Genomic DNA, 26,931 nt, shown 5'->3' on the forward strand with positions numbered 1-26,931 from the left:
ATTATATTTCATTGGTTGAACAATTTTACGCTTTGTAGCGTACACAGAATACTTAAACCTTGCTATGCGATATTTTTCCATCCTGTTTTTATTTATTTCATCTGCTGTTTTTGCACAGCAAACTACTTCGCAGTTACGCGAAAAGCTGGTGAAGGATGCCGAAAGCGATAAAATAAAAACCAGCCTGCAGTTAAGTAAAGCTTATGCTGCTACCCAACCCGATTCGGCGGTTGATTTCTGCAACCAGGCTATGCGATTGGCCCAAAAACATAATGACAGGCACGATGAAGCTTCGATATTGCTGGAATTAGGCCGGATAAATGAATTACATCATCATAACGATCTGGCCCGCCGTTTTACCAACGAATCTTTATCGATATTTAGGACTATAAAGGAATCCGAAGGTATTGCGCTGGCTTATGATCAACTGGGCATGGTTGAGGGCTTGCAGGAAAATATCGCTTTGGCTACCCGGGATATGAACCGGGCTATGAAATTTTATGAAGATACACATGATACATCGGGCATACTGGAAACCTACCATGGCTTAGGTGCGGTTTATGAACAAAAGGGTGAAATTGAAAAAGCCTTAACTTATTACCTGCGCGCTTTAGTACAGTACGAACATCGGTCGATTAAGCCTGAAGCATATTTTATTTTACTGGAACGCATTGGGCATTTGTACCTTAAAAAGGGTGACCCTAAAAATGCGTTGCGCTACCTGGAGGAAGGGGTGCGTAATAGCAGTAACCCATCTAACCGGGATACACAAATTACATTGCTGGATGAGGAAGGCAAGGTGTTTGAGCAGGAGGGTGAAAAAGCCAGGGCATTGGCCTATTATAAAAAGGCATTAGCAGAGGCCAAAACATTTAACAAACCCCAAGAAGAAGCCCAGGCGTTAATAAGTATTGCCGCTGTGCTGAAAAAACAGGATGCCAAACAAAGTCTTAACGATTTGAAAACGGCTTTAAATATTGCCCGTGATCTGCATCAGCCGCAACTGGAGGCTAATATTTACCAGGCATTAGCTGGGATATACCAGCAACAGAAAGACTATAAAGAAGCGATGGAGGCGCTGGAAGAGCATCATCGCCTGCTGGATAGCCTGCTTGGCGCCGATACCACTAAAGATATTGCCGAACTGGATAGCAGCTATGCGCTGGAAAGTTCGCGCGAGAAGCTGGGGCAGTTGCAGCAGGTAAATAAAAAAGAAAATACCGAACTAAACTTGGGTATTGTAATACTGATTGCTGCATTAGTAATATTGGTATTATTGGTGTTTTATTTGCGTAAAGTGAAACGGCTTAATGCTGAGCTTACCGCGTCAAATAAAGTAAAAGACACGCTTTTTTCTATCATTGGGCACGATTTAAAGGGGCCAGCAGGCAGTGCCGCGCAACTATTTGCCATGATGGAAACCGAGGAGTTCTCTGAAGAAGAATTACGGGTGATGATATCTGAATTACGCGAACAAACATCAGCATCGTTTGAATTACTGAATGCTTTGTTTGAATGGGGGCGTTCGCAACTACAAGGCGTAAAGGTTCATCAGGAACTGGTGGAAACTAAACCTATCATTAGTAAAAATATAGCGGTACTATCGCAACAAGCGGCTATTAAAAACATTACCATTACCGACAATACCCCTGCCGATGCCAGGGTGTTTATGGATGCTAACCATTTTGATTTTATTATTCGGAACCTGCTTTCAAATGCTATTAAGTTCACATTTGCCGATGGCAAGGTTGATGTTACATTTATTGCCGGTGAAAAGGAAATGATATATGGTGTAAGGGATACCGGCATAGGCATTAGCGAAGTACAACAAAAGGCGTTCCTTAAAACAAATATTAACGTAAGCTTTGGCACAAAAGGCGAAAAGGGTAGTGGTTTGGGTTTATTACTTATAAAAGAATTTGTGAAAGCTAACCATGGCCGCATATGGCTGGAAAGCACAGAAGGGCAAGGCACCACTTTTTATTTCGCGTTCCCTGTAAATAACTGATCATTTACTAAACCTCATCTCCCTGAAATTCCAGCCGCCTCTATCGACGTAAACGCGCAATTTGTTAACCCCCGCTTTTAGAACTATATTCTTAAAGGAAACCGAAGACCATTTATCCATGCCACCGGTATTAGGTACAGCTTGTGTTTTAACCAGGTCGGCGCCATTATTGGTTAATGATAACCGACCATTACCATCACCAGCTACGGTTAGCGTAATAGTGTAATTGCCTGGTTGTTTAACATTCAGCGTATACTGCAGCCATTCGCCGTCTTCAATACTCATTACGTACGGGCCCGCAGCATCGGTTTTTATATCAACACCATCGTTGCGGTAGCTGTGGCCTTTATTGCCCACAGTGTTTACCCCGGGGGTGTATTGATAGCTGGAGGTATCCTTATCATAATAAGCTGAACGCTGACGCCCCATATCAAAATCGGCAGCCAAAATGGTGGCGTTATTAGTAATTACATTGAGTTTAAATGGTTTTGCTTCCGCGGATTGCACCTGCCTGAACATGGCGTCTATCACGTCGTGATGAATAATGTTGTTTTCAAACTTCAGGTTGCTTAACCATTGGTCCAGTATAATCTGTGCTTCAGCAGGCGATGGCTTGAGGCCCTTGCCGCTCCAGTAATCCAGCAGCTTTTGATAACCTTCAGGCTGTTTAATTTCCAGCGGATTATTGCCGCCCATCTTTTTTAATGGCCACCAGCTCCAGCCAATATCATTATGTTCTGCCAGACTGATGCATTCGGTAAACCAGGTGTTTGAGTTTTCGCCCGATTCGCCCAGCCATAGTGGTACGTTGTATTTATCGCGTAGGTTTAAAAAGTTTTGGATTGACTTTTGGGTATTAAAGTTGCCGTATTTATGAAAGCTGAGCACCATGTTATTATCCCAGGTGGGCAGCACGCCGTTATAGTTGTTGCCAAAGCCGTTACCTTCAATAATTACCATGTGTTTTTTATCAACCGTGCGGATGGCTGCAGTAATTTCCATCATCAGCTTTTTCAGCGGCGCGTTGGTTTTTTCGGCGGTGCCACGAATGTCTTTTGGGTCGTCAAATCCATAATTTGGCTCGTTAATAATATCGTAGCCGCCAATATTGGGTTCATCCTTGTAACGCTCGGCCAGTTTCTTCCAAAGGGCAACCATTTTTTGCTGGTTGGCCGGACTATCCCACAAATTAGGCTGATCGGGATGACGGTCGGCTATGGGCAAATCATTGCCTTGTCCGCCCGGTGTGGCGTGCAGGTCCAGGATAAGGTACATATGGTTGGCTTTGCACCAGCTCAGCAGTTCATCAACCATGGCAAAGCCTTTAGGCAGCCAGGTGTTTTGCCCGGCCACTTTTTCATCAGCTACGGGTAAGGTGAACAGGTTAAAATGCATAGGCAGGCGTATGGAGTTAAAACCCCAGCGCGCCATGCTATCCACATCAATTTTGCGGGTATTATTAGCCAGCCAGGTATCGTAAAACTTAGCAGTCTTTTCAGCGCCAACTAAGTCTTCAATTCCCGCGCGTATTTTATATTGCTGGTTTAGCATGGCTACTTTAAACATGTAACCTTCCTGCAGCATATCGCCACCCAGGCCCATGCCGCGTAATATTACTTTTTCGCCTTTCTCGTTAACGATCAGCTTGCCCTGCGCTTTTAAAAATCCCTGACTGCTGGCGTAGTTGCTGATAAATAATCCTGATAAAAGAATTACGATTGATTTGAGTTTCATAGTGATAGATTGTTATTAATCCCAGGTGTAGGTACCCACGGCGCCCTTGTTTAGCGTGGTCGCGACGGTTTTTCCTTTATATTGAATATTGAATGATTGTCTGTCTGCTCCGCTGTTGGTTACAATTAAAACCTTTTTTCCCTTTGGGGTAATAAAGGCCACGTTTGGCAGCGTTTCAATATTGTTGGATGCCACCCGCACCGACCCCGGCCGTACAAATTTTGAAGCATGGGCCATGGCGTAGTAGGCAATGTTACGCGTGAAATTATCCTTATCAACCGTAATAGCGCCCTGGCACATAGGGCAGCCACCGCGGTCGGTATGGGGTTGATTGTTTACATCGGCAGCCATGTTCCATTCCAGCACATTGCGGCTCCAGTTGCGGGTAGCGCCAATAAATAATTTCCTCACCGGCGATGATACATTGGTGGTTGGCGTGTTATCTTTCTCAATCACCATCTGTTCGGTAAAGTAAAGGTTCTTGTCGGGATGTGCATTGTGCAGGTCGGTCATCGCCTCAATTTTGCCGCCATATAGATGAAAGCCCGAGCCATCCACGTATTTAGCTGCGGCCGGGTCGTTTAAAATAGAATCGGCATAGTCGGGGCGGTCGCAGTTATGGTCGTAAACAATAATGCGGCTTTTTATTCCTGCTGATTTGAATGCCGGGCCAAGATTGTTCTTAATAAAATCGGCCTGTTCGTGTGCCTGCATCACCATGCTGGGGTTATTCTTAGGATTTAGCGGCTCGTTCTGCACGGTGATGGCGTCAATGCTTATTCCCTGCCCTTTAAAGCCCTTAATGTATTTCACTAAGTAGTTGGCATAGGTTTGGTAATATTCGGCCTTCAGCGCGCCGCCACGGGTGTCTCCGTTGGTCTTCATCCAGGTCGGTGCCGACCATGGAGAGCCCAGGATCTTGATTTTAGGGTTGATGGCCAAAATCTCTTTCAGTAATGGGATCACATCCAGTTTATCGGGACCCAAGTCAAAATGTTCCAGCTTTGGATCGGTTGAACCGGCGGGCAGGTCGTCGTACGAAAATACCCGCTCGTTCAGGTCCGATGCGCCGATGCTGACGCGCAGGTAGCTTACGCCGATATTTTGGTCGTTATTGGCAAACAGTTCTTTCAGCAAAGCTGCCCTTGCCGGGGCACTCATACGCATGATATGAATAGCGCTGCCGCCGGTTAAGGCAAAACCAAATCCATCAATAGGCTGATAGGTGATTTTATCGTCTATAACGATTGTTGGGTTGGCATCGGCTTTAGCCTGGAAAATCAGCGTTTGTTTTTGCTGCTGAAACATGGCCGACCTATCAGCATTGGTAAGCCACAAACTAACCGCCGACTTTTGCGCTTGGCTATTTAAGGCAGCCAGGGTTAATAACCCACCGGCTGCTATTATTGATTTGAATTTCATTTATCAAACTATGATTTTACGATAAGAGTAGCAATAGAGTGCGGCAGGGCTGCAACCGATGCCGCTTTACCTTTAATCCATAACAGGTAGTTCACCTTATCGTCGCTGCTGTTCATTACCACAACCACCAGTTTGCCATCGGCATTTATAAAGGCAGTGCTGCTCAGTTTATCCCTGCTTGCTGCTACCGCAATGCGGTGCGCGCCCGGTTTCACAAATTTGGAGAACTGACCCATGTAGTAGTAAATATTGGTATAGATGAGTTTACCTGTTTGCGTATCGCCAATTATCGGTGCGAAACAATAGTTACCTACGTGATTTGCCCCCCCTTTTTCATCAAGCAGCACGTTCCAGTCTGTCCATCCGCAGGTACCTGCGTTAAAATCGTTGATCATACTGTAGCCGTACTTTTCACCCAGCGACCAATCATCCACACGTTTCATGTCAAATTTTTCAACGCAGCCTTCGGTAAACAGCAGGTGCGTATTAGGGAACGCGTCGTTCACGCGCTTAACATTCTCAAAACGCATGGCGCTGCCGGTCCAGGTTTCGTACCAGTGGTAACCAATCCCCCAAATGTATTTAGCTGCTTCGGGGTCTTCCAGCATCTTGCTGGCACGCTGGTAAACCATGTCGCGGTTATGGTCCCAAGCTATAATTTTAGTATTAGCCAAACCACTTTTATGGAACGTTGGGCCTAAATGGTTTTTAACAAACAGGCGCTCATCATCAGCCGTAAATATGCACGATTCCCATTTCTGTGTAGCCATCGGCTCGTTTTGCACGGTAACACCCCAAATAGGGATGCCCTGTTTTTGGTAAGCGCCGATGAATTTCACAAACATATTGGCCCAGACCTGCGCGTATTCGGGCTTTAGTTTACCCCCATGTAAAACATCGTTATTGGTTTTCATCCAGGCAGGCGGGCTCCACGGACTGGCAAACATCGTCAGTTTACCACCGGCAGTTTTAATAGCTTCTTTTATAAAGGGCACGCGATATTTCAGATCGTGGTTAATATTGAAGCTTTTCAGCGATATGTCCTTATCAGCCACATAGCTGTAGCTATCGCTGCTGAAATCGCAGCTTTGTATATTGGTACGGCCCAGGGTATAGCCTATCCCTTTCTCCGGGTCATAATAAGCACGCATAAACTCTTGCTGCGCGGCTTTAGGCAACTTGTAAAAAGTCTCGGCCGAAGCATCTGTTAAGGCGCCGCCAATACCGATCATAGTTTGGAATTTTTTGGCCGGATCAACAAATACAGATATCTCAGTTTCCAATGGCTGTGGCTTGTCCTCAAACTTCAGGGTTTCGGTTTTGGTGATCTTGTAATCGGTGCCTTTTGCTGTGGTGTACACCTCAACGGTTTTAGCAGGCTTAGCCGATTGTGCGTTGGCTTTAAATACCGGCAGCAATACTGCGAAAAATACAAGTAGCTTAAAATAGATTGGCTTCATGGTCAATATTCAAACTTTGGTTATAGCTTTCTTAAGCTCACAATAAACAATACTTTACTGATCCGCCCAATTTGTGTTTTGTGCAGCTGTACTTAAGAAAGGATCAATAATGTTTAAGAGGCGATAAATTGGTTATATACCGATCTTAAATTTGATTGTATGGTCAAAACTATTAAAAAAAATCACAAATTAGCAAGCGATATTAGGGTTATATTGCTGATAATTAGCGTGTTGTATTTTGTTTTGATACGGAATAGGCACAAGATAAATTTGTGGGTATTTAGTAGTACTTATGCCACCAAAGCGTATTATTGCATTAACCAATTGATACGGATAAATCTCAGTCAAATTTTTTTTAAATAATTAGTCGGATACTTTATAAAGCTGTTTTTTTAATATGCGTATACCTATACTAAAAAGGCTTTTTGTTGCTTTTATGCTTTTGCTGCCATTCAATTTAGCGGCGCAGCAGTTGGTGCCGATTGACAGTACTATCCAGGAACATGTATTCGGGGCCAAACAGATCAAATGGCTGCCTGATAGTAATGGTTCGTTAACCCTGCAGCAGGTAATGTCGCAGGAATATGACCGGAAGTTTAACGAGAATAAAGCTTACTATCCTCAAAATTACAATCTGCATACCTGGTATTGGTATAAAATTAAGGTGCGGTTTAATCAGACTATGAAGGGTAGGGATTGCCTGATAGAGTTTTTTGACCAAACTACCGATGATATAACCGCTTTTATTCCGGACACGAACGGCAATTATATCTCATCGCGCGCAGGCGCCAAATTTAATTTTAAGGACAGGCTTTTCAGGCATAAAAACTTCGAGTTTAAAGTGCTGAACTATAAAAAAGGCGAGTATACTTACTATTTCAGGGTAAAATCGGTCGAGCAGGTTAACGTAATTATAGTATACCGCAGGATTGATTACTTTATCCATTACGCGCTTACTGAATATCTTACCTATGGCCTTTTCTACGGCATGATCTTGATATTCTGCTTCCACAACCTGCTCATGTTTATGGCGGTAAAGCGGTTGCAATATCTGTTTTATGTATTATATATATTAAGCGTAGGCTTTTATGAGATGAGCGTGGATGGCATTGCCTTCCAATACCTGTGGCCGAAATCGCCCGCCTGGAATGAGTATGCCTATGGTATTGCCTTGTATATGATCAGCGTATTTGCACTGATATTTACTAAAGAGTTATTACAGGTGAAAACCCGCGCCAAAAGTTTGTACAACCTAATAAATGTGGTGTTAGTTTTGCGCACGTTATACTTTATTTATTGTTTTCTTTTCAATAAAAGCTTCTTCATTTACAAGTTTGTTGATGCTATTCCGCTGGCCGTGGCCTTTTATACAGGCATAAAAGTTTGGAGCGAAGGGTTTAAACCCGCCCGCTTTTTTGTACTTGGCTATACCTTCCTGTTTATTGGGTTTTTAATAAAGTTATCGGTAGTACTGGGGCTTTTCCCTATTTTGAACCGGGTGCTGGGGCATTACAGTTTAAGTTTATCATTTGTGTTGGAAATGGTTTTCCTGTCATTTTCCATCGGCGACCAGGTGCGGTTGCTGCGCAGGGAAAAAGATGAAGCTCAGGAAGAGACCATCAGACAAATGGCTATAAATGTTGAGCTGAAGGATTCCATTAACCGGGAACTGGAGCACCAGGTGAAGATACGTACCGCCGAAGTGATCCAGAAATCAGATGAGATCATTAAGCAATCGCACATTATAGAGGAACAGAACGAAGAACTGCTGGCCACTAATGAACAACTGGAATTGCAGGCCGCCGAAATATCGCGCATGAACCAGTTGCTGCAAAAAGATAATATCCAGCTGAAGACCAATATTGAAAAAGTGACCGATGCCCGGGCACTGTCAACCGAGTTAAGCTTTGAAGAGTTTAGCGCCAAATATCCCGATCAGGAAACCTGCTATAAATTCCTTTCAGAACTAAAGTGGGCAAATGGGTATCAGTGTTCGCGCTGTGGTAACAATAACTATTGTGGCGGGCGCATGCCTTACAGCAGGCGTTGTACTAAATGTACCTATGAAGAATCGGCACTACAAAAAACCATATTCCATAATAACCGCATACCTATAAATAAAGCTTTTTATTTGGTGTATCTGATGTATACCAGCAAAGGCACCATCTCATCACATCAACTCTCTGAAAAACTGGAAATTAGGCAAAGTACCTGCTGGTCGTATGCTATCCGTGTTAAAAAAGCCATGGCCGAGCGTAAAAAGGAATCAAAGAAGGGAAGTACCCAAGGCTGGAGCAAATTGGTAATCGAAAATTCGTAACTGGTTTTTTGCTTAATCTGCCTTTTTACGCCGTTTTCGCCTGTTTTTATGCCTTATAATATTGGCAAATACTACCTATAATTGCCCAAAAACGCCCGTTTTTCCTGTTTTGCCGAAGCTAAATACCTATTTTTTTAATTGCGCAATAAGCGTATCACACCAATTGTGGTAAAAAAGCATAAAGTGCCCCTGCGTTAAAATTGAGGCTTTTTTAATTTTTTATTGTTTGCGCATTAAACGTATCAAAATATTTGTAAATAACTAATTATCAGTTATTTATGAAATATTTTTCTTGTTTTTAAGCTTAAAAGTAGCTTAAATTTACCTCACCAGTTATTACTAAGAAAACATAAAACTTTAACCAATTAATGAAAATCCTCCTTTCGTAAACGGGCAGGCTATCCTGTCGGCACGGGGAATGAACAAGGTTCAGTTTTCCCGGAATACTTAATTCAGACCTATGTTTCTGATTGTAAATTAATTACCAACCAAATTAAATTATGAAAAAACAAATTACTCTTCTTATTACTGTTTTACTTACTGCCTGCCTGTACTCTTTTGCGCAAACTAACGTGAAGGGCACGGTATCAGATAGTAAAAACACGCCCATTCCCGGGGCAACCGTAAAGGTTAAAGAAACGGGAAAAGCCGTAGCTACCGATATTAACGGTAATTACACCATATCCGCTGCTGCAAACAGCACGCTGATATTTTCAAGTGTTGGTTATACAACAGTTGAACAAAAGGTAAATAACCGCAGCACGGTAAACGTACAGCTTGCCGATGATAGCAAGCAGTTAAGCGACGTAGTGGTTATCGGTTATGGTACACGCGCGGTAAAAGATGTTACCGGCGCTATCTCAAGTGTTAAGGCTGAAAAGTTGGAGAACGAAAATCCAACCAGTGTTACAGATCTGATCAGGGGTAATGTACCGGGTATCACTGTAAGTATGAATACATCTGCTAAAGGCGGTGGCGCCGGCGATTTATTAGTGCGTGGTAAGGCAACATTATCGGCTAATACACAACCTTTAATTGTGTTGGACGGGGTTATATACAATGGACAACTGGCCGATATCAATCCAAATGATATTGAACGTGTAGATATTTTGCGCGATCCAAGCGCCCTGGCTGTTTACGGTTCAACATCGGCAGCAGGTGTTGTAGCTGTTACTACTAAAAAGGGTAAGAACGGTGCACCGCAAATTACTTTAAACGCTAATACCGGTATTTCGCAGTTAGAGAAAAATCAAAAATTTTATGGCCCCGAGGGCTTTTTGAACTGGCGGGCCGACGGTGCGCGTAGTTCAAACACCACCAACCCGTATTATTTTTACAGCAACCCTAATGCTTTGCCTGATGGTGTTACCTTAGCGCAATTTATGGGTACATCAACCGGCGACCCAACCACTGTTTGGCTGCAACGTTTAGGTTTGCAAAACAACGAGATTGCCAATTACTTTGCCGGTAAAACTACCGATTGGGCTAAACTGGTATTCCGTAATGGCCTGCGCCAGGATTATACTGCGAGTTTATCGGGCCGTAACGATAATACCAACTATTATATGTCGGGTAATTTTACCAAAAACCAAAACCTGATACAAGGGGGCGAATACAAAAACTATCGCGTACGTGTAAACCTTGAGGGCAAAGCTTCAAAGTTTTTAACAGTTGGTGTTAACGCCCAGTTTGCCAGCCGTGATGAAGGCGGTAACGAGGCCGACTGGAACCAGATCATCAACTCATCGCCTTATGGTGATATGTACCTGGCCGATGGTGTTACCCTGCGTCGTATTGATACCGATGATAGCGGTTTGAACCAGCGTAACCCTTTCCTGGCTATGCATTATAACCAAACTGTGGCCGTGCAAAATGTTTTATTTGCCAATATGTTTGCCAAGGTAAATCTGCCTTTCGGGATATTATATACCTTAAACTATAGCCCTTCTATTGAAGCGTACCGCAACTTTAACTTTATCCCGGTGGCTAACCCTAACGAATTGGCGGGTGGCGAGGTATCGCGTACGATGGAAAACAGGTACCGCTACAACCTGGATAACATCCTGTCATGGAATAAAACATTCGGTATCCACAATTTTGATGTTACAGGGTTATTAAATAAAGAGAAATACCAATCATGGTATACCTCTACTTCAAACTCTAACTTATCGCCAAGCGATCTTTTAGGATACCACAGCGTTGGTGCCGGTACGTTGCCAATTGAAAGCAGCGATGACCGCGTGTATAACGCCGATGCTTTGATGGGCCGTGTTAACTATACCCTGATGGGGCGTTATATTTTAACCGGTACTATCCGCCGCGACGGCTTCTCCCCATTTGGTTTGCAATACCCAAGGGCTACCTATAAATCGGGTGCCTTAGCCTGGATACTGAGCGATGAGAGCTTTATGAAAACCGATAAGTTTAAATGGCTGAATTTTGCAAAACTGCGCTTAGGTTATGGTGATAACGGTAACCGTTTAACCGCAGGGTCAGGAACCAGTACGGTTGACCCATTAGTGGCACTGGCCGTGCTGGCAAGCCCCAAATATCCAACAGTAACATCGGCCGGTGTGGTAACTAATAACCCAACACTGGTGGCAACATCATTGCAAAACCCTAACCTGAAATGGGAGCGTACTACAGGGATTAACATTGGTTTGGACTTCACTATACTGAACAATCGCCTAAATGGTAGTATTGATTTGTATAACCGTAAAACTACCAACCTTATTGTAAGGCGTGCGTTATCGGCCATACAAGGGTTAAACGATTCACAGATCCCACTTACGGGAACTACTTATTTAAGCAATAATTCCAGCTTATTTTCAAACATTGGCGAGGTTAATAATAAAGGCTTCGAGATTAACCTGAATGGGAAAATATTAAGCACCAAAAACTTTAGGTGGGATGCTTCGGGCAACTTCTTTGTTAACCGTAATAAAATTGTGCACCTATACGGTTCACAAACCATTGTTGATGCTGCGGGAAACACCACCACGGTTGAAAAAGATGATATTGGCAACGGCTGGTTTATTGGCCACGATGTAAACACTGTTTGGGATTATAATATCCAGGGTGTATGGAAAACTACTGAAGCTACGGAGGCTGCTACCTATGGTGCTAAGCCTGGCGACTTTAAATTACAGGATGTAAACGGAGACCACGTTTATACTAATGCCGATAAGCAATTTTTGGGTAGCACAAGCGGCTTGTGGAACTGGTCGTTACGCAACGATTTTAATATCTACAAAAACTTCGATTTTTCATTCCTTATCGTATCGCAAATTGGCCAGCTAAGAAAGTATAACCAGGCGCTTAATAACCCCGGCAGCGTTGGTTTCGCCCGCCAGAGCTCATATGTATTGCCTTACTGGACACCTGATAACCAGATTGACAATTATGCGCGTTTAAGTTCAGGATCTGAAGGTACCACTATAAACGTTTGGCGTAAGGCATCATTTGCCAGGGTTCAAACCGTATCTGTAGGTTACACATTTAACAAGAACCTGGTTAAAAAAGTAGGCATGCAAAGCGCTAAAATATTTGCGAGCGCCAACAATTTGTGGGTATATGACCCAAGCTGGGATTTTTGGGACCCGCAAAATGATGGCCCAACACCACGCTTATTATCTGTAGGCTTAAACGTAACTTTTTAACTGGATAAAAGAATTAGTGAAACATGAAAAAAATAAATAAAAGTATTATAACAGCCTTTGCAGTTGCAGCTGTTATTATTGCCGATGGTTGTACTAAAAGAGCCGATCTTACACCCGATCCTCTTTCGAAACTAACCCCCGATCAAACGTTAAATACCCCTGCGGCATTTAAAAGCGCAATAGAAACCTTAAACCTTACTATGCGTACCGAATACTTTGGCGATTCGGCGCCTATGCTTACCGAATCTATTTTTACAGATTCGGGTGTAGAGGGTACAACAGATAAAACTACCCCAGCCCAGGACCTGAATGCGCGTATTACGCCAACCGCTAACCTGGACAGTGATGACTACAACAAAATTGGGCGTTACTGGTATATGTGGTGGCAAGGCGTGCATGATGCTAATGTGGTCATCTCGCGCATAGATAACGCTACCTGGCCAACAACGGCAGCACGTAACGCGGTACTTGGCGCGGCATATTTTCACCGTGCTTACCGCTATTACCGTTTAACACATCAGTTTGGTGATGTGCCATTGATTTTAAAAGAAGAAACCGCAGTAAATACTTCTTATTATAGTACACAGCGTTTAGTGATTTTAAAACAAATGAAAACCGATTTGGAATTTGCAGCAGCAAACCTCCCGGTAACGGTAGATAAGGGCGAGATATCAAAAGGCGCTGCTAATCATTTACTTACCAAAGTTAATCTGGCATTAGGTTTATTTGACGACGCAATCGCATCGGCCACAGCCGTAATTAATGGTCCTTATCATTTAATGACCAGCCGTTTTGGTATTGTAGCTAATGACGCAACCAGGAACGTGATATGGGATCTGCACCGTCCGGAAAATAAATCGTTAGGCTCAAATACTGAAGCTATATTAAACGTAATTGACCGTGAAACCTTAGACGGCGCTACACCAAACGGTTCGCAAATTATGCGTAACAATATACCTATGTGGCATAACGGTACTATTTTAACACCTGTTGGCCACAAACCGGGTATTGTTGACGCGGTAACCGCCGAATTCCCCCTCACATTGTATTATGGCCGTGGTATTGGCCGTGCCCGCCCTACATCATACGCCACACAAGCTATATGGGCTGATAGCGGCCCTGATTTGCGCCACGCACCGGGTAACTGGATAAACATGACAGACCTTGTTTACAATAATGCTGCATTAAAAACATCCGATCCTTCGGCTTATGGCCAACATCTGGTGCAATATACAGCAGCTACAGTGAACAGTGTTTTCCTGAATGGGGCAAAGGATACCATACGTGCGTGGTTTAGCTGGCCGCATTACAAAATATTTGTAAACCCTGGTGGTGTTAATGTTTTAACCTCAGCATCCGACAAATGGTGGAGCCCGCCGCGCGGCACCAATACAGATTGGTACATCTTCCGCGAAGCGGAAACGTATATCTTACGTGCTGAAGCATATGTGTGGAAAGGGCAGACCGCTTTAGCTATGGCCGATTTAAACGTAGTAAGGGCGCGTGCGCAAGCCACACTATTCACCGATCCGTCCAAGATCAATATCGGTACCATACTTGACGAGCGCCAAAGGGAATTATATTGGGAAGAACCGCGTAAAACCGAACTTACCCGTATAGCTTTCATTTTTGCACAAACAGGTATACCATCATACACCGGTAAGGTTTACAACACGGCTAATTTTTCGACCGATAATTTCTTCTACGATCGTATTATGGCCAAGAACGATTTTTACCGGAACCCTGCGGTTGTTACCAACTCGGGTAATCACTTTACCATTTCGCCTTATCACGTATTGTGGCCAATCCCGCAATCGGATATTGATTTGAATATTAACGGGCACCTTAATCAAAACAAAGGATATGCAGGCTCGGAAACGAATGTGCCGGCGCTTGATCACATAGTGCCATAGCACAAAAGATAAACTAAACCTTATACAATTTAGTTTTATAAATGGGAGGCCCTTAGTCGTAATAGCTAAGGGCCTTTTTTGTGGCCAATGCAATTTAAAAATCTAACCTGTCATTTCGACGAACCCGTAGGGCATAGTGATGGCGTGAGGAGAAATCTTATACGCGAGATAATTATGTAGAAGATTTTTTTCGTTTCTCGTCGAAATGACACTAATTTAATCGTTAGTGGTTTTGTGCCACAACTTATGCCAGCCCAGTTTGGCTGCAATTACCACATGGTTTAATAGCGTGGGGATTAAACCGTAATGTCGTTTCATAATGTCGAAACGCTCGTTTAAACTTTGGCGATGGCGTTTTTTGGACATGCCGCCTACCAAGTATCTGGCTACATAACCATCAATCTTCACTATCTTTTTGGCTTTCTTAGCCGCGCGAATGATCCAGTCGATGTCTGAACTTAACTGGTATTGGCGGTCATAAGGTTCAGCCAATTCCCGGCGGATATAAATGGCCTGGTGACTAACACTCATGCCATATTTAAAATCGCGCCAGGTGAAGTTTTCGGGCACTCTATGCCGGCGCCGGCCAAGACTTTCTAACCGGTCGTTTATCATTTCGGTTTCGCCATAATAAATATCGGCACCCGGGCTGGTAACAAATACTTTGGCTACGGTATCGTTACTATAAAACTCGTCGCCGCTGTTCATAAATATCACATAGTCACCGGTAGCCGCGGCCAGGCCTTTGTTCATGGCGTCATAAATACCTTCATCCGTTTCGCTGATGAGTTTGCTTATGCGGTCTTGGTATTTGCTGATGACATCAAGTGTTCCATCGGTTGAAAGGCCATCTATTATTATATATTCAATATTTGGATGGGTTTGATTGATGACCGAAAGCATTGTGCGTTCAATATCCTTTACATTATTGTAAACAATGGTAATAACCGATAGGACAGGTGCAACAGGGGGCATTTAAAGTAAGGATTTATAAAGGGCAATATACTTATCCGCTACTATTTCATTAGTGAAATTTTGCAGCACTTTATTGCGGGCATTAACGGCTAAAGTTTGCGCGTTGGAACTATCCAGCACAAAACGTATCCCCGCGGCAAAATCGGCCGAAGATTTGTATTCGGCAAGATAACCGTTTTGCAAATGATCTACCATATCTGGTATACCTCCAGTATTAAACGCAACCACAGGCGTACCGCAAGCCAGCGCTTCCATTACCGTGTTAGGCAGGTTATCTTCAATAGCAGGCGTTACAAAAACATCTGCCAGGCTGTAGAGTTCGGCAATATCATACTGCGAATTGATCACGTTCAGTTCATATACCTTAAAAGGTAATACAGTTACGTCAAATAACTTATTTTTTCCAAAGATAACTATCTCTACTTCATCGGTATAAGTATCTCTTAGCTTCTCTAAAGCCTCTATAAGGTAAACTATACCTTTGCGGCGGTCCATAATATTGGCAGCCCCAAAAAGAATGATCTTTTTATGAGGTGGTATTCCCCATTTCTGACGGGTAACATTATTATTCTTCGGTGAAAAAATTTCGGTATCGATAGGGTTAGGTATAGCTTCTATTCGGTAACCTTTCAGCAACGAACTTTGCCGGGCCGTATCGGCCAGCCAGTTGCTGCAGGTTACAAACACGATACTTTCGGTATCAGATAGTAAGTGCATTTTGCGTAGCCAGCCCTTATTAGACAGGTCTTTTGCATCGGGGTCTTTCAGCATCCAGCAGTAACCACATTGATGTAAAAAATGATTGCAATCGCCGGCGTAATGGCAGCCGCCGGTAAAGGCCCACATATCGTGCAGGGTCCATACCACCGGTTTACCCAGCCGCACTAATCTAATTAAGTCATTGGTAGAAAGAAAGCCCTGGTTGATCCAATGCAGATGCAGCAGATCGGCATTTTTTACTAGCGCTTCGCCTGAGATATCTGTGCCCCGTTTAGCGGTAGAGAAGGCAAACCTTACCCATTTGGTATCTGCATCAAAAACAATAAAAGGAATCCGTTCGGCAAAAAAATTATAGGTTGCCCTTAGTTTGGCCCATATGCCTGTTGCGGTGGGATATACACGATCACCACCTGTCTGTTTTTTTTGTACCAGTAAGTGTGTGTCTACCTGTCTAAATTGCAAAGCCTTCAGCAAACGCATGCAAGCCGCGGGTGCTCCGCCACCGGCATCGGACGTGTTAATAAGGGTAACTTTCATTCAGGCAATTGTATTTGCAGGCAATTATACTGATTATAACAATGAAAATTTTACTTTTGGTGTTGGGCATCTGTAGTTAATTTATATCCCAAAGTTATAATGGATTTTTTTACGTATTTGTTTTGCGACTGGAAAGCTAACCGTGGTAACCCCAAGGGAAAACTGGTGATGCTGATGTTTCGGTTGGTGCAATATGTGAACCGTTATCTTTTATTGAAGATCATTTTTATCCCATACCTTATCTGGTACCGTTTTTTTGTGGAATGGGTGCTGTGTATTGAATTGCCCCGTAAACTAACTATAGGCAAAGGGCTGGCATTATATCACGGACAAGCGCTGGTAGTTAATTTAAGAACGATTATAGGCGAGAATTGCACGCTGCGTAACGGCATTACCATAGGCCACAAAAAACTGGCCGACGGCACCCTAAGCGGCAGCCCACGCATTGGTAACAATGTAGATATAGGGGCCAATGCCTGTATTATTGGCGATATAACCATTGGCGATAATGTAATAATAGGCGCCGGGGCGGTAGTGGTGAAAGATATACCGGCAAATAGTGTGGCGGTAGGTAACCCGGCAAGGTGCCTCACCCCAACCCCCTCCCAAGGAGAGGGAGTTAATGTGAATTAATTATTAAACTCAAAAGTCCGCTCCTTTGGAGAGGATTTAGGTGAGGCTTATGGAGCAAAATTTAACAGACCGTAACTTTTGGAAGGCTTTTTGGGAATCGAAAAAAGACCTGATATTTTCTATTAAACCCGATTATTATTTCGGCAGCATTATGGCGAAGCTGATCACTGATAAGGGCGTAAAAACGGCTATTGAATTGGGGGGCTTCCCCGGCTATTATGCTACCTACCTGAAGAAATATCAGCATTTAGATACAACATTGTTTGATTATTATATAGACGAGGATATTATTAACCGCCTGCTGGAAAAGAACGGACTTAAACCCGGCGATATCCATATCATTGAATCAGACCTGTTTACTTATCAAACACAGCAATTGTATGATATGGTGCTTTCCTTTGGTTTGATAGAGCATTTCAGCGATACCAAAGATATTATCAGCCGCCACCTGCAGTTTTTGAAACCGGGTGGGGTGCTGTTTATCACGCTGCCAAACTTTAAAGGGGTTAACGGCTGGGTGCAGCGCAAGTTCGACCGTAGTAATTACGATAAGCACTTCATTGAAAGTATGAACCTGCAACTCCTGGCTCAAACATGCCGCGATTTAGGTTTAACCGAAGTAGAATCATTTTATCATGGTAAATTCTCGGTATGGCTGGAGAACCGCGCCGAGCAAAGCGGTTTGGTGAAAGGTTTGGTGAAAACCATTTGGCTGGCCGGAAAGGGGTTCACAAAAATTCTCCCGATAGAAACAAAGGTGTTTTCGCCATATATTGTTTTAAAGGCAATTAAGTAAATTGCAAAGGACACTACGACTTCTATTATTAACTTATCAATAATTATGAGAAAACTTTACCCTTTCTTATGTGCTTTGCTATTATCTGCATTTGTACACGCCCAAAGCCACGACGTTTACTTCACATCAAATCCAACCTTAACACCCGATGGCAAAACAGTGATCTTTAGTTTTGAAGGCGACCTTTGGAAAGCCGACGTAAGCAACCCTGTAGCTACCCGGTTAACCGCCATGCAGGGCGAAGAGACCAGTCCGCGGGTATCACCTGATGGGCAATGGCTGGCATTTTCATCAAACCAGTATGGAAATAACGATGTATATGTAATGCCTATGGGCGGTGGCGATATCAAACAGTTAACCTGGCACGATGCCAGCGACGAGGTGGATTCCTGGAGTTGGGATTCAAAAACCATTTACTTTACATCGGGCAGGTATAATAGCTTTTCTGAGTATAAGGTTAGTCGCGATGGGGGTACGCCGTCAAGATTGTTCGGTAACTATTTTAACACCATACACGGGGTGGTTGAACATCCCAAAACCGGCGAATTATTTTTTAGCGATACCTGGGAAAGCTATCGCTTCCCGCAGCGTAAGCATTATAAGGGGGCTTATAACCCCGATATCGAATCGTACAACCCCAAAACCAAAGCTTTTAAACAATATACCAATTGGATAGGTAAGGATTTTTGGACAACTATTGACCAAAAAGGCGATGTTTATTTCGTATCCGACGAGGCTAATGGCGAATACAACCTGTATACTTTCATCAACGGCAAAAAAACCGCGCTGACCGATTTTAAAACCTCTATAAAACGCCCGTTTGTAAGCGCCAATGGAGAACGGGTGGTATTTGAAAAAGATTACCAACTGTATACTTATGATGTGGCCGGTAAAAAAGTACAGAAGTTGAACTTTACCATCTTCCGCAACAATGTATTACCTAAAGAACAGGAGTTTGAGATAGCCGGGCATATTGAAGCCATGGACTTATCGGTCGATGGCAAAAAGATGGCCTTTGTATCGCGTGGTGAATTGTTTGTAAGCGATGCCGAAGGCAAATTCATCCGCCAAATTCAACGCGGCAATAGTGAGCGTGTAACTGAGGTGAAATGGATGCCTGATAACCGTACGCTGATTTACTGCCGTACAGTTGGCGGTTACCCCAACCTATTCACCATTGCTGCCGATGGTACCGGCACTGAAAAGCAGTTAACCAGTGATAAAGGAACCGACCGCCTGATGACGGTTGATAAAACCCATACCCATGCCGTTTATCTGAGCGGCCGTAACGAGGTAAGGCTAATCAACCTGAAAACAATGGAGAACAAAACCATTGTAAAGGATGAACTGTGGGGTTTCCAAAACTCGCAGCCGGGCTTTTCGCCTAATGGCGAATATGTGATATATACTGCCATCCGCAATTTTGAACAGGATATTTTTGTATACAAGATCAGCAATGGCAAAATCACCAACCTAACCAACACCGGCGTTACTGAAAGTGAACCGGTATGGTCGCCCGATGGCAAGTATATTTTTTTTGCTTCCTCGCTGACGCATCCCCAGTACCCATACGGGTCAACCGATGCGCACATTTATCGTATGCCGCTGCAAAAATATGATGAGTACTTCCGCCTGAACAAGTTTAACGACTTATTTAACGAGGTTAAAAAAGACAGTACCGACACCCAGAAAAAACTGGTGGCCTTAAAACTTGACGATAAAAAACCGTCGGTACAGCCTACGCCAAAAGCGCCTGCTGATATTATGATCGACACTGAAGATATTATGAAGCGCCTGGAGCGGATCAGTCCGGCATTTGGCATACAGCGTTCGCTTGATGTGATACAGAAAGGCGAGAAAACTTTTGTTTATTACGCATCAAATCATGGCGAGGGCAAGCCGGCTATTTACCGCACTACCTTAGAACCTTTTGAGGCCAACAAAACTGAAAAGGTAATGGGCGCCGACTTTTTTGGTTACGATATTGTAAAAGGTGCCGATAAATTTTACATGCTGGCCAATGGCAACATTTATAAACTAAATATTGATCAAAATAAGGTGGACAAAGTGGATATGAACTATCATTTTGACCGCAACCTGGCTGGTGAGTTTGCCCAAATGTTTGACGAAAGTTGGGCAGGTTTAGATGAGAACTATTACGATGGCAGTTTCCACGGCGCAAACTGGGCCAAAGTGCACGATGATTATAAAGCGTTTATTCCCTATGTAAATAACCGCGCCGATTTACGCCTGTTATTAAACGATATGCTGGGCGAGCTGAACTCATCGCACCAGGGCTTTAACTCGTCAGGGGCTGAGGAACGTCCTTACCTGCGTTACCGTACCATGGAAACTGGGATAGTATTTGATAACGACGACCCATATAAAGTAACACAGATTATAAAAGACAGCAATGCCGATAGAAAAGGTATAAACATACAACCAGGCGACCGCCTGAAAGCAGTGAACGGCATAGCTGTTGATGAAAAGATGGACCGTAATTTCTATTTCACCAAACCATCACTGGATGCTGAACTGGAATTGACCTTTGAGCGCGGAGGAAAAAATATCACTTCGAAATTACATCCTGAAGCATCAGGGCAGTTTAAAGGCGACCTGTATGATGACTGGATAGATCATAACAAAAAAGAGGTGGAGCAAAAAAGCAAAAACCGTATTGCTTATGCTTATATGAAAGATATGTCGGGCCAGGCATTGGAAAAGTTCCTGACTGATATGGTGGACGACGCTTACAAAAAAGATGCCCTGATATTGGATTTGCGCTATAATACCGGCGGCAACGTGCACGACGGCGTACTGCAATTTTTATCCCAGCGCCCTTATTTACAATGGCAATACCGGGGCGGCGCTAAAACCCCGCAGCCAAATTTTGGGCCGGCAGCCAAACCTATCGTTTTGCTGGTGAACGAACAAACCCTGAGCGATGGAGAAATGACAGCCACCGGCTTCAAATCGCTTGGTTTGGGTAAGATCATCGGCACGGAAACCTACCGTTGGATCATTTTCACCAGCGCCAAAGGGTTGGTTGATGGCTCAAGCTATCGGGTACCTGCCTGGGGCTGTTTTACCCTTGATGGCCAGGATATTGAGAAAACCGGCGTCAAACCAGATATCAACATTAAAACCGGCTTTACCGACAGGCTGAACAACAACGACCCGCAGTTGGACAAAGCCATTAATGAAATAATGGGACAGTTGAAATAGGTGAGTCCAAAAGACCGGAAGATAAAAGAGCGCCCCCGAGGAAATCGGGGCGCTCTTTTATTATATCCCTCCCATGGGAAGGGAATTGCGCGCCCATACTTATTCGTTATCTTGAAGGTTATCCCGCAAAACTAAATTTACCCATCAGCACCGCAGGATTATTGCCAATAATCAGCGGTTCGCCCACCAAAGCTTCGTTGCCCAGCAATGCAAAAAGAATAGCCTCCTTAGCATCAGGATCAATACCCAAATAATCTGTATTGCTAATAATAGCCGGGGCGAGGGCCTTAGTTAGTCTGTCAACTATAAACCGGTTTTTAGCACCGCCGCCACTTATTAAAATACGCTGAGCCGATTGCATGCCGTTATCGTTTACAAAACTAACAATGCTTTGTACAGTAAAGGCGCTAAGAGTAGCGACAATATCTTGCGGGGGTATTTCTATAGTTCCCGATTGTTGTTGTGCTTTAGCAAGATAATCTAAACTAAATAGTTCGGGCCCGGTGGTTTTGGGGGCTTTGGCTTTAAAAAACGGATCGGCAAGCAGGGCTTGCAATAAATTATCATTCACCGTTCCCGACAAGGCAATTTTTGAATCCTCATCATACGGTTTGTCAAAATATTTACGGCAGGCAGCATCTATTAGGGTGTTGCCAGGGCCGGTATCGCAGCAAATAATTTGGTTGGTGTTGCCATTGCCCGGTAGCCAGGTAAGGTTAGCAATACCGCCAATGTTAAGCAGTATGCGGTTTTCACCAGATTGGCTGCCAAATATCACATCGCCATACAAAGCCAGGGGTGCACCCTCACCACCGGCGGCGATATGCTTCTGGCGGAAATCGCTGATGGTAAGTATCCCGGTTTTAACCGCTATGTGGTCGCCATCGCCAATTTGCAGGGTGGCGTTTGGATAACCGGCTAAACCATGAAGGCGTTGAGGGGCATGGTATATAGTTTGGCCGTGGCTGGCAATAAAATCAACACTGGCGGGCGCAACATTCCACTGTTTTAGCATTTTCAAAATTAGTTGTGCATGGAAAGAACCTATATAAGCATTCAATAGGCATAATTTTTCCAGGTCGACAGTTTTTTTTGCAAACAGTTGATGGATGTCGGCCTTAAAATCATTTTGATAGGGGACGGTGGTAAATTCCAGCAGTTGGAATTTAGTGGCCATTCCGTGGCCGCTGAACCGGCACAAGGCAATATCCAACCCATCCAGCGAGGTGCCCGACATGAGGCCGATAGCCAAACGTTCGGGTTTTTGCGCAATAGTAAAAAGGTGTTGCAGATTATGGTTTAAAACAGGCATAATAAGAGCTAATATACAATGTCCACTGATATTGTATAAATTATTATGTATTGTTTACCCTAACTTATATATTTGCTGCTCCGCCCTATTTCTTAACCCAAAATCAAAAAGACCATCTACCACTATGGCCAGACTAAATCTATTAGAGGAAACACGTTACGAGAAACTTGCTGTAACTGTTTACCCCGATCAACATGTCGCGTCGGTTAAAGTAGCCCAACGCATTGCCGAAGTTATCCGCAGAAAACAGGAAGAACACCAGAAAGCCGTATTGGGCCTTGCTACCGGTGTTACTCCAATAGGTGTTTATAACGAACTGGTGCGCCTGCACAAAGAGGACGGTTTAAGTTTCAGAAACGTTATTACCTTTAATTTGGACGAATATTATCCCATGAAGCCTGACGCTGCACAAAGTTACGTTACCTTCATGAACGAAAATTTATTCAACCATATTGATATCGATCCTCAAAACGTACACATCCCTGATGGTACACTTGCGGCAGATGATGTAGCTGAATGGTGTTTGGAGTATGAAAAACAAATAGAAGCACTTGGCGGGCTCGACCTGCAAATATTGGGTATCGGTCGTACCGGTCACATTGGTTTTAATGAGCCGGGTTCAGCCCCAAACTCAGGCACCCGTTTAGTAACACTTGACGATTTGACCCGCGCCGATGCCGCGCGCGATTTCGGCGGTAAGGCCAACGTGCCAACCAAGGCCATCACGATGGGCGTGGGTACCATTTTTAAAGCACGGGAAATTATCCTGATGGCCTGGAGCAAAAAGAAAGCGCCGATTATTAAGAAAGCTATCGAAGGTGAAATATCCGGAGAGGTGCCGGCAACTTATTTGCAGTTAAGCGATAATGTAGAGTTTGTACTTGACCAGGACGCCGCATCAGACCTTACCCGCTTTGATACACCGTGGCTGGTAAAAGACTGTGTGTGGGATAAACAACTGAAAAAGAAAGCGGTGATTTGGCTGGCTACAGAGTTAAAGAAGCCTATCCTGAAACTTACCGAGGAAGATTATAATACCCACGGTATGGCGCAACTGGCTACTGAACAGGGGCCAGTGTATAACATCAATATTGATATTTTTAACCAGATACAACACACTATTACCGGCTGGCCGGGAGGTAAACCCGATTCGGATGACCGCCAGCGCCCGGAACGTGCCAACCCGGCTAAAAAGCGTGTGATCATCTTTTCGCCACACCCGGATGATGATGTGATCTCTATGGGCGGTACCTTTATTCGTTTGGTTGACCAGGGGCACGATGTACATGTGGCCTACCAAACATCGGGTAATACAGCCGTTTGGGATGATGATGTGCTGCGTTATATGGAATTTGCCATTGATTTTGATAGCAGCATAGGTAAAGATAATACCGATTTAAAAAAGATATACGAAGATATGCGCAAGTTTATCGATCGTAAAAAACCAAACCAGATCGACACCAAAGAAATTCGTGATGTTAAAGGCTTCATCCGCAAAAGCGAGGCCATTAGTGGTGCACGCTATGCAGGTTTGCAGGACGATCATATCCACTTTATGGCCTTACCTTTTTATGAAACCGGCAAAACTCAAAAAAATTCAGTTGGTGAAGCTGATATCAAAATGACGATGGAATTGCTGCAGCAAGTAAAGCCACAGCAGATATTTGCCGCCGGCGATTTTGCCGATCCGCATGGTACACACATTGTTTGTTTTAAGATAATTTTAGCAGCATTAGAACGCCTGAAAAAAACCGAAGATTGGGTAAAAGATTGCTGGCTATGGATGTACCGTGGCGCCTGGCACGAGTTTGAAACACATGAAATTGAAATGGCCGTGCCATTGTCTCCGCAAGAAGTTATTCGCAAGCGTAACGCCATATTTAAACATCAATCGCAGAAAGACAGGCCGGTGTTCCCCGGCGATGATGCCCGTGAATTTTGGGTACGCGCCGAAGACCGCAACCGCGAAACCGCTCACCGTTATGATGAATTAGGTTTAGCAGAGTATGAAGCTATGGAGGCGTTTGTGAGGTATAAATATTAGAAGGTACGTAAGAATGTATAGAGAGACGGATGATTATCTGTCTCTTTTTGTTTAGGTAGTAGTCAACGTCATGCCGAACTTGTTTCGGCATCTCATCATACTGGCAACTATGCATGTATGATCCTGAAACAAGTTCAGGATAACGTGCATAGTAATAGTTGTTTTAAGGGGAAGTAACAATTGACAATCTTTTATAATATTTCCGATAAATGTCTAAATTGCTTTAGTGTAAAACCTAAAAAATGAAACAAATTTCCGAAAAACAACGCCTACTCTCTCTCGACGTTATGCGCGGCGCCACCATTGCTGCCATGACATTGGTTAACAACCCCGGCGATTGGGGCCATATTTATGCGCCGCTGGAACACTCGGAGTGGAACGGCTGTACCCCAACCGACCTGATCTTTCCGTTCTTCCTCTTTATGGTGGGCGTATCGACGGTGTTTTCTATGGAAACCAAAAAGGCTGATCCCAAAAACCACGGGAAAATGATATTGGGTGCTTTGCGCCGGATGGTGACGCTGATCATTATCAGTTGGTGTATACAATTGTTTTATCACCATACGCCATTTGTGCATAGTTTAACGCACCTGCGTTTTCCAGGCGTACTGCAGCGTATTGCACTGGTGTTTTTTATATGTAGCGTGCTATATATAAAATGCACACAAAAAACCCGTGACTGGTTTATGGCCTTTGCATTGGTAGGTTACTATATCATCATGACGTTTATCCCGGTACCTGATGGCCACGCGGCTAATCTTAACCCTGAAACCAATATGGGTGCCTGGTTGGATAGGCTGGTGTTTGGTACTAACCACCTATGGAAATCATCCAAAACCTGGGACCCTGAAGGCTTGCTGGGTACACTACCCGCTATTGGTACGGGTCTGTTTGGTATCCGTGTAGGCAGCTGGTTAAAACGGGCAGACCGCGAAAATAGCGTAAAAGTAACCTGGCTTTTTGTTTACGGCGTTGCTGCGGTTGTGGTAGCACTAATATGGGACTTGTTTTTCCCGATAAATAAAGCATTGTGGACAAGCAGCTTTGTGCTTTATGCCGGGGGCTTGGCAACTATTGCCTTAGCTTTTACCTATTGGCTGATAGACGTGCAAGGCAATAAAAAATATGCGTGGATACTGGTAGTGTTCGGTATGAATGCGATTACCGCTTTTGTATTAGGCGATATTTTACAGGGACTGGTGGATTTTATCCCGGTTACCGGCAGCAAGGCCAGCACCTGGCTGTATCAGCATGGCATAGCGCCTTATTTTACGCCGTACAACGCATCGTTAGTGCGGGCTATTTGTTATGTGATACTCACCTGGCTGCCTATGGTATGGCTGTACAAAAAGAAGATTTATATTAAAGTTTAGATCTATCACAATGATGAGTCTAAAAAATCCTCCGGGAATCATTAAATCATGGTCAAAAACTGACATTAATTTAGAACAATAACACGCCGCATCGCTTATATTTGCAGGCATACATTGATATTCACCTTAAAAAATAACCATTATGGCATTTGAATTACCGGCGTTACCTTACGCCACCGACGCACTGGAACCACACATTGATAAAATGACCATGGAAATTCACCATGGTAAACACCACCAGGCTTATGTTACTAATTTAAATAAAGCTTTAGAAGGCAAACCCGAGGCTAACAGCAGCATCGAGGAGATCATAAAAAACATATCAAAATTCCCGCCTGCGGTTCGCAACAACGGTGGTGGCCACTATAACCACACCATGTTTTGGACACTGTTATCGCCAAATGGCGGCGGCGAGCCAACCGGCGAACTGGCTGAGGCTATCAAAAGCACTTTCGGTTCTTTTTCTGAATTGAAAACAAAAATATCTGAAGCAGGTGCTACCCGCTTTGGTTCGGGCTGGGCATGGTTAATTGTAACTGCCGATAAAAAACTGGCGGTAACATCAACCCCTAACCAGGATAACCCTTTAATGGACCTGCCTGAAGTAACCAAAGGCACCCCGATTTTAGGTATCGACGTTTGGGAGCATGCTTACTACTTGAAATACCAAAACCGCCGCCCCGATTACCTGGCAGCTATTTGGAACGTAATTAACTGGAACCACGTAGCCGAGCTGTACGCAAAAGCTAAGTAAGCCAAAATATATTTAAAGCGGCCCCGACATTCGGGGCCGCTTTTTG

General features: G+C 43.9%; 16 protein-coding genes. 10 read left to right on the forward strand and 6 right to left on the reverse strand.

The window, feature by feature from the left end:
- Positions 1-64 precede the first annotated feature (64 nt).
- Positions 65-2,008, forward strand: coding sequence for a tetratricopeptide repeat-containing sensor histidine kinase (locus tag IRJ18_RS01330; protein ID WP_194104402.1), 1,944 nt, complete (start codon positions 65-67; stop codon positions 2,006-2,008).
- On the opposite strand, the gene IRJ18_RS01335 is transcribed toward IRJ18_RS01330, so the two are convergent.
- From IRJ18_RS01335 to IRJ18_RS01345, 3 genes are read right to left on the reverse strand one after another with little or no spacing between them, the layout of a single operon-like run.
- Positions 2,009-3,742 carry a cellulase family glycosylhydrolase gene (locus tag IRJ18_RS01335; RefSeq protein ID WP_194104403.1) on the reverse strand — a complete coding sequence of 578 codons (1,734 nt, stop codon included), beginning with the start codon at positions 3,740-3,742 and terminating at the stop codon, positions 2,009-2,011.
- Between the two features lie 15 nt (positions 3,743-3,757).
- Entirely contained in the window at positions 3,758-5,164 is a 1,407-nt protein-coding gene (locus IRJ18_RS01340; RefSeq protein WP_194104404.1) for a glycoside hydrolase family 30 protein, read from the reverse strand.
- A gap of 8 nt (positions 5,165-5,172) precedes the next feature.
- Entirely contained in the window at positions 5,173-6,624 is a 1,452-nt protein-coding gene (locus IRJ18_RS01345; protein WP_194104405.1) for a glycoside hydrolase family 30 protein, read from the reverse strand.
- 397 nt (positions 6,625-7,021) lie between these two features.
- On the opposite strand from IRJ18_RS01345, the gene IRJ18_RS01350 reads away from it, so the two are divergent.
- From IRJ18_RS01350 to IRJ18_RS01360, 3 genes are all read left to right on the forward strand, one after another.
- A complete protein-coding gene (locus IRJ18_RS01350; protein WP_228072468.1) occupies positions 7,022-8,944 on the forward strand; it encodes a 7TM diverse intracellular signaling domain-containing protein in 1,923 nt (640 codons plus the stop codon).
- Positions 8,945-9,444: 500 nt separating this feature from the next.
- On the forward strand, positions 9,445-12,603 hold the full coding sequence (locus IRJ18_RS01355) for a SusC/RagA family TonB-linked outer membrane protein (protein ID WP_194104406.1): 3,159 nt from the start codon (positions 9,445-9,447) through the stop codon (positions 12,601-12,603).
- A 23-nt stretch (positions 12,604-12,626) separates the two neighbouring features.
- Entirely contained in the window at positions 12,627-14,516 is a 1,890-nt protein-coding gene (locus tag IRJ18_RS01360; protein ID WP_194104407.1) for a RagB/SusD family nutrient uptake outer membrane protein, read from the forward strand.
- A 216-nt stretch (positions 14,517-14,732) separates the two neighbouring features.
- Here the strand turns inward: IRJ18_RS01360 and IRJ18_RS01365 are convergent, their stop codons facing one another.
- Entirely contained in the window at positions 14,733-15,491 is a 759-nt protein-coding gene (locus IRJ18_RS01365; protein WP_194104408.1) for a glycosyltransferase family 2 protein, read from the reverse strand.
- Entirely contained in the window at positions 15,492-16,748 is a 1,257-nt protein-coding gene (locus tag IRJ18_RS01370; RefSeq protein WP_194104409.1) for a glycosyltransferase family 4 protein, read from the reverse strand.
- A 99-nt stretch (positions 16,749-16,847) separates the two neighbouring features.
- Here IRJ18_RS01370 and IRJ18_RS01375 point away from each other — a divergent pair, with 99 nt between their 5' ends.
- Genes IRJ18_RS01375 through IRJ18_RS01385 form a run of 3 tightly spaced genes read left to right on the forward strand, consistent with a single transcriptional unit; the run spans position 16,848 to position 21,402 of the window.
- On the forward strand, positions 16,848-17,381 hold the full coding sequence (locus IRJ18_RS01375; RefSeq protein ID WP_194104410.1) for a serine acetyltransferase: 534 nt from the start codon (positions 16,848-16,850) through the stop codon (positions 17,379-17,381).
- Positions 17,382-17,430: 49 nt separating this feature from the next.
- Entirely contained in the window at positions 17,431-18,177 is a 747-nt protein-coding gene (locus tag IRJ18_RS01380) for a class I SAM-dependent methyltransferase (RefSeq protein ID WP_194104411.1), read from the forward strand.
- 45 nt (positions 18,178-18,222) lie between these two features.
- Positions 18,223-21,402 (forward strand): S41 family peptidase, encoded by a 3,180-nt coding sequence (locus tag IRJ18_RS01385; RefSeq protein ID WP_194104412.1) that lies wholly within the window; start codon positions 18,223-18,225, stop codon positions 21,400-21,402.
- Positions 21,403-21,520: 118 nt separating this feature from the next.
- Here IRJ18_RS01385 and IRJ18_RS01390 read toward each other — a convergent pair whose 3' ends face one another.
- The gene (locus IRJ18_RS01390) at positions 21,521-22,714 is read right to left on the reverse strand and encodes an anhydro-N-acetylmuramic acid kinase (protein WP_194104413.1); all 1,194 of its coding nucleotides are present in this window, start codon (positions 22,712-22,714) and stop codon (positions 21,521-21,523) included.
- Positions 22,715-22,838: 124 nt separating this feature from the next.
- Between IRJ18_RS01390 and nagB the strand changes: the two genes are divergently transcribed.
- The 3 genes from nagB to IRJ18_RS01405 all read left to right on the forward strand — a co-directional run bounded on the left by nagB (position 22,839) and on the right by IRJ18_RS01405 (position 26,885).
- The gene (nagB, locus tag IRJ18_RS01395; RefSeq protein ID WP_194104414.1) at positions 22,839-24,758 is read left to right on the forward strand and encodes a glucosamine-6-phosphate deaminase; all 1,920 of its coding nucleotides are present in this window, start codon (positions 22,839-22,841) and stop codon (positions 24,756-24,758) included.
- Positions 24,759-25,000: 242 nt separating this feature from the next.
- Entirely contained in the window at positions 25,001-26,131 is a 1,131-nt protein-coding gene (locus IRJ18_RS01400; protein ID WP_194104415.1) for an acyltransferase family protein, read from the forward strand.
- A 142-nt stretch (positions 26,132-26,273) separates the two neighbouring features.
- A complete protein-coding gene (locus IRJ18_RS01405; RefSeq protein WP_194104416.1) occupies positions 26,274-26,885 on the forward strand; it encodes a superoxide dismutase in 612 nt (203 codons plus the stop codon).
- Positions 26,886-26,931: the final 46 nt, after the last annotated feature.

This window comes from Mucilaginibacter boryungensis (assembly GCF_015221995.1).
GTDB classification, from domain to species: domain Bacteria; phylum Bacteroidota; class Bacteroidia; order Sphingobacteriales; family Sphingobacteriaceae; genus Mucilaginibacter; species Mucilaginibacter boryungensis.